This window comes from Ruegeria lacuscaerulensis (genome assembly GCF_013031245.1).
In the GTDB taxonomy this organism is placed as follows: domain Bacteria; phylum Pseudomonadota; class Alphaproteobacteria; order Rhodobacterales; family Rhodobacteraceae; genus Ruegeria; species Ruegeria lacuscaerulensis_C.
Genome location: NZ_WPZL01000036.1, coordinates 19,862 through 31,572 on the forward strand (window position 1 = coordinate 19,862; position 11,711 = coordinate 31,572).

9 protein-coding genes are annotated in these 11,711 nt (G+C 56.5%); 5 read left to right on the top strand and 4 right to left on the bottom strand.

The annotated features are described in order from the left end of the window. Positions 1–157 precede the first annotated feature (157 nt). The 3 genes from GOX66_RS22445 to GOX66_RS22455 form a co-directional block, all read right to left on the bottom strand. A complete protein-coding gene (locus tag GOX66_RS22445; protein ID WP_237212734.1) occupies positions 158–1,219 on the bottom strand; it encodes a helix-turn-helix domain-containing protein in 1,062 nt (353 codons plus the stop codon). A gap of 77 nt (positions 1,220–1,296) precedes the next feature. Then, on the bottom strand, positions 1,297–2,043 hold the full coding sequence (locus GOX66_RS22450; RefSeq protein WP_170765656.1) for an anti-sigma factor: 747 nt from the start codon (positions 2,041–2,043) through the stop codon (positions 1,297–1,299). Next, positions 2,040–2,612 (bottom strand): RNA polymerase sigma factor, encoded by a 573-nt coding sequence (locus GOX66_RS22455; RefSeq protein WP_336509522.1) that lies wholly within the window; start codon positions 2,610–2,612, stop codon positions 2,040–2,042. Before GOX66_RS22455 ends, GOX66_RS22450 begins: the two co-directional genes overlap by 4 nt. Positions 2,613–2,660: 48 nt before the next feature. On the opposite strand from GOX66_RS22455, the gene GOX66_RS22460 reads away from it, so the two are divergent. The 3 genes from GOX66_RS22460 to GOX66_RS22470 all read left to right on the top strand — a co-directional run bounded on the left by GOX66_RS22460 (position 2,661) and on the right by GOX66_RS22470 (position 7,088). Beyond that, the gene (locus GOX66_RS22460; RefSeq protein WP_170765658.1) at positions 2,661–3,599 is read left to right on the top strand and encodes a c-type cytochrome; all 939 of its coding nucleotides are present in this window, start codon (positions 2,661–2,663) and stop codon (positions 3,597–3,599) included. A gap of 85 nt (positions 3,600–3,684) precedes the next feature. Next, positions 3,685–4,716: an Ldh family oxidoreductase gene (locus tag GOX66_RS22465; protein WP_170765660.1), complete on the top strand. Its 1,032-nt coding sequence runs from the start codon at positions 3,685–3,687 to the stop codon at positions 4,714–4,716. Between the two features lie 65 nt (positions 4,717–4,781). Next, positions 4,782–7,088, top strand: coding sequence for a Tex family protein (locus GOX66_RS22470; RefSeq protein WP_170765662.1), 2,307 nt, complete (start codon positions 4,782–4,784; stop codon positions 7,086–7,088). A gap of 46 nt (positions 7,089–7,134) precedes the next feature. Here the strand turns inward: GOX66_RS22470 and GOX66_RS22475 are convergent, their stop codons facing one another. Further along, a complete protein-coding gene (locus GOX66_RS22475) occupies positions 7,135–8,394 on the bottom strand; it encodes a replication initiation protein (protein WP_170765664.1) in 1,260 nt (419 codons plus the stop codon). A gap of 579 nt (positions 8,395–8,973) precedes the next feature. Between GOX66_RS22475 and GOX66_RS22480 the strand changes: the two genes are divergently transcribed. Next, on the top strand, positions 8,974–10,359 hold the full coding sequence (locus GOX66_RS22480) for an AAA family ATPase (protein WP_170765673.1): 1,386 nt from the start codon (positions 8,974–8,976) through the stop codon (positions 10,357–10,359). Next, positions 10,352–11,419 (top strand): ParB/RepB/Spo0J family partition protein, encoded by a 1,068-nt coding sequence (locus tag GOX66_RS22485; RefSeq protein ID WP_170765666.1) that lies wholly within the window; start codon positions 10,352–10,354, stop codon positions 11,417–11,419. Before GOX66_RS22480 ends, GOX66_RS22485 begins: the two co-directional genes overlap by 8 nt. Positions 11,420–11,711 lie beyond the last annotated feature (292 nt).

Sequence of the window (11,711 nt, forward strand, 5' to 3'; positions counted from 1 at the left end):
TCAATCACCGTTTGGGCATGTCACCGTTTCGCGCTAAGCCTTTGCAACACCGAGGATTTTTTGGCAGTACGAGGTGTCGGCGCAATCTAGGAAATGATCCGCTCGTCGCGCACCCTACTGCGTCGGCGGTCCGCGCCTTCCGCGATTGGCTTCTGGGTTACAGCGCCGCTGTCCAGACCCGGTAACGCCCCTGCCCCGTCACCTCGCGGATCAGACCACGCCGGGTGAAACGGTCGATATTGCGTTGCACCGCTGCGCGGGACGCCTTCGTCAATTCCTCGGCCAGCGGGGCCGACACCATCGGCCAGGCAGTCAGAACGTCGACCAGCCAGGGCGGCGTCCGTCCGCTCAAATCGCTCGTCGCCTCACGGGCGCGTCGGTCCCAGGCACTAACCCGGTCAAGGTGTAACAGCGCGGCCAACGCGGCCTGCCCGGCTCCGCTGATCCAGGCGGACAGCTTTTCATCCGGCTCTCCCGCCCCGCGCAGCGCGCCCGGGCCGGACAGGGCCATGGGCATGAACATCGCTCCGCCCCGACCCATCGTCGCGGCATGACGCGCCGCGATTATCGCCGCTTCGGTGTCTTGCCCGATCCCCTGAGACAGCGCGCGCCACGCGTGAAATCCGACTGCGGCCTGCGTGACCGGATGCAACCCTTCAGCATTGCGCATCACTTCGGCCAGGTCGGCGATCGCTTCTGGAATCTCCTCGATACCCTGCGCCATACGGTCCAGAAAGGCCGTCAAACCGCTTTCCCAGCCGCCTTCCGACGGGCCCGGCCCCGAGGTCAGCCTCCGCACGGCCCACCCCGCCCGGAACAACGCCTGAACGTCATCTCCGGTAGCGCCGATCCGCAGACCGGTCCACAGGGCCAGACGGTCAACACTGATCCGGTCGCCAGTCCACCAGCCCAGATCAGAAACATCCATCAATGCCAGACGGTGTGTCCACCCATTGGGACCCGCGCGAAGGCGTTCATCTAACGCGCCAAAGGTAGCCGCCAAATCAGCAAGCTCAAAGGACAGCTCCGCCTGTGCCGCGCGCCAGTCCTTTGGATCGAATAACAAGCGCTGGTCGGCCTTCGGGCCCGGTGGCAGGAAATCCTCTACCGCCTCTTCTTCCTCGGGCGGAAGAAACCACAGATCGTCATCTTCGGGCGGATCGGTGTCATAGATACTCGGAGGACCGACGGCTTCGTCGTCCTCATCGGGATCTGGCATGACAGGTTTCGACGTCATGCCCGGTATATTTCGGACATTTCAGGCGTTTCACAAGGCGTTTTCTGCACTGGGCACAATCAGCCTGCAAAAGTTGTGGTCAGAAGGTCCAACTGCCCACCCAGATCGGTCTGCGCCTCGCTGCCGATCAACATATACCCATAGCCGTCTTGCGCCCATGTTGCTGTCGCCAGGCCACTGAGAACGGCCTGTTTCACACCCTTGTTCGGTGCTCCTTCTCCCTGACGGATCACGCAGAAGGCAAACGGCTGACCCTGTTCATCGGCAAACACAACCTGAACAAGCGGCTTGCCTTTGAACGACAGAACCTGTGCGCGTTTCAGCTCCATACCGGGTAGCGCCTCAAGCGCCTCGCGTTTCAATGAACGGCCAAGCTGTTCTTCGGCAAGTGCGAACTGTGTTTCGAGCGCTTGCGGCGAGTTATCCAACCCGGCTATTGTGTCAGGCGCATAAAGCGATTGATAGATTGCCGCCTGTTCGGCCCAACCCATCGGCGCAGGGCGCGTCGCCCAGAACGTTGCCGACACCGCAATGATCGCAACAGACGCGGCAACGGCCAGCAAACGCCACAGCCCGGCACCATGTTGGACAGCCCCTGCGGTCCTGTATTCCGGCAGGTCAACGTGCGGCGCTTTGGCAGGTACGTGTTCAAACACGGCCTGAACCACAGGCGCAAACGGGTCCAGCGCCATCAGGCGTTGTTCAAGATCGGGATCGGTCTCAACCGCTTCTTCGATTGCGTTCGCCTCGTCCCCATCCAGATTGCCTTCCAGATACGCCTTAAGCGTCTCGTCGGAAAACTTCATTTGCCACTCCGTCGAACGGCGTCCGCCGCATCATGCTGCATCACGTTTTTCAGTTTCTGCCGGGCGTTGGACAACCGGCTCATGATAGTCCCAATCGGCACCTCCAGCAACGCAGCGGTTTCGCGGTAGCTGTAACCTTCGACAAACACAAGCATGACCGTTTCGCGCTGCGCCTCTGGCAGCTGCATCACTTGGGTAAACACTTCAGCAGCGAAAATATTCGTTTCCGCGTCGGGTCCGGAGGCAATTAATTCAGCTTCGGGCGTCACGGACAGCGCCTGCGCCTTGCGAACCGATCGCGCGCGGACCTCGTTCAGCCAGATCGAGCGGCAGATCGTCATCAGCCAGCTGTCCAGCCGGTCATAGGTTGTTACCTGATGATGACGCTCGAGCGCGCGCAGACATGTGGATTGCAACAGGTCGTCGGCAACGTCAGATGCCCCGGACAACGCCAGCCCAAATCGCCAGACGCGTTTCGAATGCATCTGGATCGCGCCGCGTACGGCCTGTTCGGAGCTAATCTCACCACCCATCGAATAAATCGCGACCTGTGTGTGTTTGCCATTCACGGACCGGGCCCGCGGGGTCAGGACTGACATAACCCGAGGAGGAAAGAAATGAAACTTCCGTTGAAAGCGGTAACGATTGCGTCGGTAATTGTTGCAGCCCCGGTGCTTGCCGAAAGCTGGACCCTGGTCCCTGAGAATTCGCATCTGGCCTATGGAACCATCAAGAAGGACACTGTAGGCGAGGTCAATTCCTTCACCAACCTCCGCGGTCATGTCAGCCCGGATGGCAAGGCCGAAATTGAGATCGACCTGTCTTCGGTCGAGACCAACATCGACATTCGAAATGAACGAATGATCGAGCATGTATTCCGCAAGGCAGGCGCCGCGTCGCTGACCGCCAAGTTTGATATGGAAGAGCTATCGGGCCTTGAAGTCGGTGGAACCACAACGGTCGACGCCGAATCCGTTCTGTCCCTGTCTGGAACGAAGGTGGCGTTTGACGCCGAGATGTTTGTGGCCCGCCTGTCCGAGACCTCGGTCATGGTATCCACAAATGACATGGTGTTCATCAGCACCGAAGACGCAGGCGTAAACGTGGGAGTGGACAAGCTGATGGAGCTGGCCGGCCTTTCGGGTATTACCCGGACAGTACCGGTAACCGCGCGGCTGGTCTTCAAAACTGACGACAAAAAAGCCGAGGCGGCACCCGCCTCTCCCGTTTCAGTTGCCACTGTAGATGGTGATATCAAGGCGGGTAAAAAGGTATTTCGCAAATGCAAGGCGTGTCACCAACTGAAACCAGACCGCCACACCGTTGGCCCGTCGTTGCACGGGGTCATCGGAGCCACAGCCGGGCGGGCTGACGGCTTCAGGTACTCGGCCCAACTGCAAGAGTCGGGCATCGTCTGGACCGCCGAAACTCTGGTCGCATTTCTGGCTGACCCCAATGGCACCATCCCGGGCAACAAGATGCAGTTCCCCGGCCTGAAAAACGATGAAGACATCTCCAACGTTATCGCTTACCTGCAGTTGGAGGCTCAGGGTTGATACGAATACAAGCGAAAACCGGGTTTTCTTTGCCCGCAATGCCACGCTATCCCTTGTATCACCACAGACAAGGGAGAGGCGGGGCATGAGCGAAACGATCAGACTAACATTGGACGAGGTTCGGGATCTCTGCCAGTCCATCCTGACCAGGTCCGGTTTCGGACCGGATCACGCCGCCGCAATCTCGGACATGCTGACCACCTGCCAGATCGATGATTGCCAGTCTCACGGATTGTTCCGCTTGTTCATGTGCAACGACACTATTAAGGCAGGCAAAATAGACGGGCACGCGATGCCGGTTCTGGCACCTTCGGACAATGCCATCGTTCGGGTCGATGCGCAGGGCGGGATGTCTCTGCTGGCGTTTGAGAAGGCGCTGCCTGTCCTGATCGAGAAAACCCGCACCCATGGCATCGCGGCAATGGCGATCAATCGCTGCTTCCACTTCTCAGCTCTCTGGCCCGAAGTAGAGCGTCTCTCCTCCGCTGGTCTGGCCGCGATGGCGATGGTGCCCAGCCATTCCTGGGTCGCCCCTGCCGGAGGTACACGCGGAAGCCTCGGCACAAACCCGTTGGCCTTCAGCTGGCCACGTCAGGGCAAGGATCCGTTCACCTTTGACTTCGCCACCAGCGCGTTTGCCCGCGGCGAAATCGAGCTTTATCGTCGCGCGGGAAAACCTCTGCCCGAGGGCGTCGCCATCGACAAGGACGGCAACCCGACGACTGACCCGCAGGCCGCTATGGATGGCGCGATGCTGACCTTCGGCAGTTACAAAGGCTCGGCGCTGTCGACCATGATCGAACTGCTGGCCGGACCGTTGATCGACGACCTGACCAGCCTCGAAAGCATGGAGTTCGCCGCAGGCGCAGGCGGCGCGCCTTATCATGGTGAAATCATCATCGCCTTTGATCCAGCCCAGTTCAGCGGTGGTCGAGTCGCCGAAAACGACGCCAGGGCCGAGCGTCTGTTTGCTGATATCACCGATCAGGGTGCGCGCCTGCCTTCGCAACGGCGGTTTGTCGCCCGCGCGCGAAACAAAGCCCGCGGGTATGTAGAGATTTCAAAAACTCTGTACGACGACTTGCAGGCTTTGGCCGAACAGGCGCAGGCGACCTAAAGACCCTTCCCCTTGGTGATGCGGCTGGCTAAGAAGTTCCTCCAACCTAAAGTCAGGAGGCCCCCTTGGACCGCATCGCCCGCACCATCGCCACCGAGATTAACGCCCGCCCCGAACAGGTCGGCGCCGCGGCCAAGCTGCTGGATGAAGGGGCCACCGTCCCCTTTGTTGCACGCTACCGTAAAGAGGTGACCGGTGGGCTGGATGACACCCAACTGCGGACTCTGTCAGACCGACTGACCTATCTGCGCGAACTGGAAGCGCGGCGTGAAACGATCCTGAACTCGATCAAGGATCAGGGCAAGCTGACCGACGATCTGGTCAAGTCCATCGCACAGGCCGACACAAAGGCGCAGTTGGAAGATATCTACCTGCCCTATAAACCAAAGCGTCGCACCAAGGCCATGATTGCACGCGAAAATGGGTTGGAGCCGCTGGCCGATGCCATTCTGGCTGATCGGTCGGCCGACCCCGAAGATTTGGCACAGGGCTATGTCACCGAAGCGGTGCCCACAACGAAAGACGCCCTGAACGGCGCGCGGGACATCATCACCGAACGGTTGACCGAAAACGCCACCCTGCTGGGAGAGCTGCGCAGCTTCATGCAGCGCGAGGCCCTGCTGACCTCGAAGGTGATCGACGGCAAAGAACAAGAAGGCGCGAAGTTCAGCGACTATTTCGATCACTCGGAGCCATGGTCCAAAACCCCGTCGCACCGCGCGCTGGCCATGTTGCGTGCCTCGAAAGAAGGAATCGTGACACTGGACATCGCGCCCGTACCCGAGGCCGGCGCCGCCCGGGCCGAAGCAATCGTGGCCGCCCACCTGCAAACGCGCAGCGACGCAACAGGAGATATCTGGCTACGCAAAGTGGCAGGATGGACCTGGCGGGTGAAATTGTCACTGTCGATGATGGTCGAGCTAATGGCCGAGCTGCGCAGTCGGGCGCAAGACGAAGCAATTCATGTTTTCTCGCGCAATCTCAAGGATTTATTGTTTGCTGCGCCAGCTGGCGCACATGCAACGCTGGGTTTGGACCCGGGAATTCGCACGGGCGTAAAGGCTGCTGTCGTTGATGCCACTGGAAAAGTCGTCGCAACAGATACCCTATACCCTTTCCAGCCTAAGAATGATCTGCGCGGCGCACAGGCGACCATTCTGCACCTGATCGCCAACCATAAGATCGAACTGATCGCCATCGGTAATGGCACCGCCAGCCGCGAGACCGAGAAGATGGTTGGTGACACCCTGAAGCTTCTGCCAATGGGGATCACCCCGCCGACCAAGGTCGTTGTGTCCGAGGCTGGCGCGTCGGTCTATTCCGCATCGGAACTGGCCGCCCGCGAGTTTCCCGATCTTGACGTCTCGCTGCGCGGGGCTGTTTCGATTGCCCGGCGGTTGCAAGACCCCTTGGCCGAACTGGTCAAGATCGAACCGAAATCCATCGGTGTCGGCCAGTATCAGCACGACGTGGATCAGTACCGGCTGTCCCAGTCGCTGGCGTCGGTAATCGAGGATGTGGTGAATGCAGTCGGGGTCGATCTGAACACGGCGTCGGCGCCCCTTCTCTCTCACGTTTCGGGCCTGGGTCCCGGATTGGCCGAAGCAATTGTACTGCACCGCGATCTGAACGGTGCGTTTCAGTCGCGCAAAGAACTGCTGAAAGTCGCGCGCCTTGGGCCCCGTGCGTATGAGCAGTGTGCGGGCTTTCTTCGCATCCGCGACGGATCAGAGCCGCTGGACGCATCTTCGGTCCACCCCGAGGCCTATGATATCGCCCGGCGCGTCGTCTCGGCCTGTGGGCGCGACATCCGTCAGATCATGGGTCATGACGGCGCGCTGAAGGGGCTTCGGGCAGAGCAATTCGTCGATACGACATTCGGCCTTCCTACTGTGTTGGACATCTTCGCCGAGCTTGAAAAGCCGGGCCGAGATCCGCGCCCAAGTTTCGTAACAGCCACATTTACCGATGGCGTTGAAGACATCACCGATCTGAAACCGGGAATGGTGTTGGAAGGTACTGTGACTAATGTGGCGGCCTTCGGTGCATTTGTGGACATCGGCGTACATCAGGACGGGTTGGTACATGTCAGCCAGTTAGCCGATCGTTTCATCAAAGACCCGCATGAGGTCGTTAAAACCGGACAGGTCGTTAAAGTTACCGTGGTTGACGTGGATGTACCTCGCAAAAGGATCGGTCTGACCATGCGCAAGGACGGTGGCATCTCCGCTCGTGAGGATCGTGCAAGCCGGGGCCCACAAAAGAGCTCAGACCATTCAAAATCCAAAGGATCGCAACGCGCAAAATATTCACAAAATGCGCAGCACAGTGCGCTCGGAGATGCGCTGAGATCAGCAATGAAAAACCGATAACATAGAGGGGCCGCATTTGGCCCCTTAATCGCCATCCGATTTGATGTCATGTAAAGGCATCAGGCTCCAGTTCTTCCCAGAAATCAAAAATGGCGGTGGCATTCAATCCTGATCGCCAGCCATGGGTCCGGAAATGCTCCCGGTCCAGGTCATTGTCGAGCCCGGCCAGAAACAGCCGTTTATCTGCATCCCGCTGAGTGGGGTTTCGCCGCGAAACCAACTCCTCGACGATTGTAAGTTTTCTGGATCGTTCGGCCCGTTCCGCGGACCGCGCTGCGTAGGCCTGATCTTCCAACGCCTTTTCAGCCTTTCTCAACCGCGCGGCTTCAAGTGCCTCGGGACTTGGTTCTTTAGGTGTTTCCTTATCCGGAGACTTATAATCGTCTCGCAACGCTGCAGACAAATATCCAACAGTGGATTTCACACCCCCCTGCCCGCTCACGTAGTTGAGTTTCTGCTGAACGTAGTCTTCGCCGTGCTCCGCAATCCACTGACGCGCAAGCCTGTCCGAAACACCTTGCCTCCTTAAGGTTTTATAGACTTGCAGATTCCTTACGCCGTCACTGTCATCAATCTCGAACATAGCTTTCTGCGGGTTTCCTTTAATCAGAAAACGAATGTCCGTTACCGTACGCCCCTTCTTTTGGAACTCCGGCTCAATCAGGATGTCCGAGCTTTTGTTTACCTCGGCGACCGCTGGCTTGATGATCTTTGCATTGAGATGCTTAAAGCTGGCGTAGTAGTCGCTGCCATCCACGCCCATAAGTTTGCGAAAGACTTCCAGCGCCCACCAGCCGGTTGAGCCAGTTCGCACAAAGCGATAGCAGTTCTCATACAGCGCCAAGCCATGGCCAGAACTGAAATTCCGTTGTATCTGGACGTTGATCAGAGCGTAGATCTTTGGGTCATAGAGTTTCTGCGCAAGAGCCGGCGAATAAGCGTATTCGCAAATACCGTTCTTAAGCTTCGCAAAACTAAGAAGCGAAGACACACCCCACTCCTGCCGTCCCTGCTCGTCAAGCATGTCCCATTCGGCGACAGTCTCGGCGAGAGCCCGCAAACTTGCGCGCAATGTATCAAAATCATTGGAATTGTACCCGACCATCATCGCCAATGTTCGAGCATCGATCGTATGGGTCGCAGCAGAAGTCAAAGCATCGTAGGCATTCAGCAACAGAACATTCGACAGCTTGCGTTGTAACAACGTAAGCTTTCCGCTGATGTGAATTGCGGCGACGTTTTTCTTGACCGTTTCCCGGCGCAATGCACCGGTCAGGTGATCCATGTCCAATTGTGTATCCGGCATGATTCTGCCTGGCTGCTCGTTTCGATATTACTGACACATAAAGTACCTGTGGATCAATCTGTTTTGGGTACCCAAATGCGGGAGGAGGTGAATCCTGTGTTTGGGTACCTAATTGCGAAACCGGCCAAGTTATCCCCAGAAAAGCCAATCTGGAATGCGAAATACGACGTTCAAACAGGAATTAACGCGTCCATCCAGCAATGATTAGTGTCTAAATTCACAGTCTATACAACGTCCTGCGAATCGGGGCCCTTCTTCCCGGAGTCCGGAACCTTTCATCCCGTGAACAGGTACCTTAGGTACCGCAAACAGGTCCCCTAGTTACCGGAAACGGGTACTCAAATAGCGGTTACCTGTTGTTATTACTAGTATTCTTCACACCAAAGATTCTAAACTATCTAAAAAAGATAAACTCTTTGTTCCGGGTAGTGTCCATTTTTTAGTTGGTTTCGCCACGAAACCCTGAGCGGAATGCACATTCTGTGGGAAACCCGAATTCATAGGATAGCTTTACCGGATCATGTTCGCTATGTTGAGCAATATACGCCGCTAAGGCGAACATTATCTGAGGCATCGACAGTGAACAAATCTAACCAACCTCCTTTGCCGCCCTATTTGAATCTCGATCCCGAACTTGCGGCGGAAAGGTTGCCAGATCCTATCGGGACTTCTCGATTCGCAAAAGCCGCCACATTTTGCGCCAAGGGCCGTGAGGACTTAGCGCGCAGGGGTTACGCACCGGACGGAGAAAAGCGACTACGCCGCTTCTCAATCTGGGAGATAACGAAATATCTTATTCCAGTGGCCCCTGCTCATTTGCGCCGGGTGCTCAAGGCCAACCCCGAACTACCGCAAGGAGAAGGCGAGGCGGGTTCAAAATGGTTTACACTTGAAGAGGTTCTGGCGCTAAGAAAGCATTTTGCCGCTGAAGGCGTCAGCACCAAGGAATATCTGCCCTACCGTCCCGAAGGGTTACCGGCAAAGGTTGTTGCAGTCGCTAATTTTAAGGGCGGCGTCGGGAAAACGTCGACAGCAGCACACCTGGCGATGTCTGCCGCTCTGGACGGTTACAAAGTGTTGGTTATAGATCTGGACAGTCAGGGATCTATGACATCGATCCTGGGTGGTAACGTAGCGGACGAATGGCAAACAGTATTTCCGCTGATTGCCAAAGATTATGCCCGTGCTGTTCAGGAAGAAAATCGGGTGCGAAATGCGGCTGGACAGCCGGAAATACCACTGGATGAAACACTTCACGAGGCACTGAACACCCTGCCCCGTGACGTTATTCAAAAGACGCATTGGCCGAACATCGATCTGATTGGCGCTCAACTTAACCTTTATTGGGCTGAATTTCAGATACCTGTTTGGCGTATGGGGCTTCGCAGTTGGCCGCTTTGGGATGGTCTGACCAACTTCCTTCACGACGAAGGTGTCTTGAACGATTATGACATCGTCTTCCTCGATACGCCTCCTGCACTTGGGTACCTAACGATCAACGCGCTGGCCGCGGCGGATATTTTGCTGGTTCCCTTGGGGGCATCTTTTTTGGAGTTCGATTCAACCGGACGGTTCTTCGATATGCTCTACACCACGTTTGCAAGCATAGAGGATGGTGAGAACGCCGCCCAACGGGCAGCGGGATTGCCGGAACTCAAGTTTGAATGGGACGTTGTCAGGGCAATTATCACGCGGTTTGACGCCAGTCAGCAGACGGATATGGCGAATGTGATTCAAGCTTATTTCGGGGATTTCATGAATGCTTACCGGCAGGACTATACCGCTCTGGTTGGTCAGGCTGGTGAGCAGGTCAACGGTATCTATGAGGCGGATTACAGGGATTTTAACCGCGACACGTACGTCCGGGGTCGGGAAACATTCGATCGAACCTATGCCGAATTCAAACAAGTTCTGATCGGTTGTTGGTGGCGCGACACCCAGATGGAAGGAGAAGCAGATGGCTAAACGCAGAAGATTGACAGCTCCGGATACGTCGGAACTTGAACAACTGGAGGCAGGTTTCGCTGCGAAACCGTCAATTAGTCCGTTTGAAACGAAATCGTCGACTCCTCCGATCGCCCAAGTCGCGGCCGAAGCCGCCACGCTGAACGGCATGGCGGCAGTTACTGATCGGCTTGCCCTGGCGCAGGACCAGGGCGACGCAACCCGTTGGCGCGAGGCTCAGGATGCGGGTTTGGTTGCAGAGAAACTACCTCTGGATAAAATTGATGCCGATTACATTCGTCGGGACCGCATGGTCGAAGACGAAGAAGCCATGTCCGAGCTTTTGGAATCCTTGCGCGTTCACGGGTTGCGTACGCCAATTGAGGTAACGCGCGATGGTGAAGGGTTTGGCCTGATTTCGGGCTTCCGGCGATTAGATGCTTTTCGCCGGTTGGCAGAAACTGATCCACAGTTTTCCGAAATCCCGGCATTTATCCGCGAGGCTGATTCCGGGCAGGGTGCCTACGTTTCGATGGTAGAGGAGAATGAGCTTCGTTCGAATCTCAGCCCTTATGAACGGGGGCGCATCGCTGTATTGGCTGCCGGGCAGGGGGTGTTTGCGTCTACAGAAGCCGCGGTCGATGTTTTGTTCGCGGCAGCATCAAAAGCCAAACGTTCCAAGGTTCGTAGCTTTGCAATGGTGCACGAAGCGCTTGGCGACCTGTTGCAACATCCTGTATCCTTGCCGGAAAAAGCTGGCCTGAAATTGGCTGCGGCATTGCGAGACGGTGCGCAATCCAGACTGCGTCAGGCGTTAGCCGGGGCAGGGGAGCTTAATCCCAAGTCAGAATGGGCTTTGTTGGAGACGGCGCTAAAGATCACACCCGCGCCTGCGAAAGACAAAGCAAGAGGTGGCCGTCCACAGCAGGTTCTGCGCCTGACGCCGGTTCGTCTCTCAGGTGGTGGGGAAATCCTAGCAGAAGTTTCATCGGGTGAGTTTCGTATTCGAATTCGCGGAACGGAAATTTCTATCGAAGACTCTCAGGAAATTGTGGATCAAATTGCAAGACGGTTTACTTAGTTTCGTGGCGAAACCTGAGCAGGTTGGAGGGGAAATTCCAAAGAAATTTCAAAACGACTCCTGTGTTCAGCCTGTTCTGCAAACAAAATACAGTCACAGCCTAATAAAACTGGGGTGCGAGACTAGTACGCAAAAGCGCAAAAAAAAGAGCATTATGGTCCATCTAGGCCAAAATATGAAGTCATCAAGGAGCCGGTCTTTCCGTAGGTTCTGTTGCGGAGGTTTTAACAGTGGATTTGTTGCAAACTTTTGACCATTGACCTTTGTGGAGTTAGCGCCTGTTTGACGAATG

What these genes read in the sequence shown, in the direction of transcription:
- GOX66_RS22445 (WP_237212734.1), bottom strand. Translation starts at nt 1,219, where the DNA reads ATGCCAGATCCCGATGAGGACGACGAAGCCGTCGGTCCTCCGAGTATC.
- GOX66_RS22450 (WP_170765656.1), bottom strand. Translation starts at nt 2,043, where the DNA reads ATGAAGTTTTCCGACGAGACGCTTAAGGCGTATCTGGAAGGCAATCTG.
- GOX66_RS22460 (WP_170765658.1), top strand. Translation starts at nt 2,661, where the DNA reads ATGAAACTTCCGTTGAAAGCGGTAACGATTGCGTCGGTAATTGTTGCA.
- GOX66_RS22465 (WP_170765660.1), top strand. Translation starts at nt 3,685, where the DNA reads ATGAGCGAAACGATCAGACTAACATTGGACGAGGTTCGGGATCTCTGC.
- GOX66_RS22475 (WP_170765664.1), bottom strand. Translation starts at nt 8,394, where the DNA reads ATGCCGGATACACAATTGGACATGGATCACCTGACCGGTGCATTGCGC.
- GOX66_RS22485 (WP_170765666.1), top strand. Translation starts at nt 10,352, where the DNA reads ATGGCTAAACGCAGAAGATTGACAGCTCCGGATACGTCGGAACTTGAA.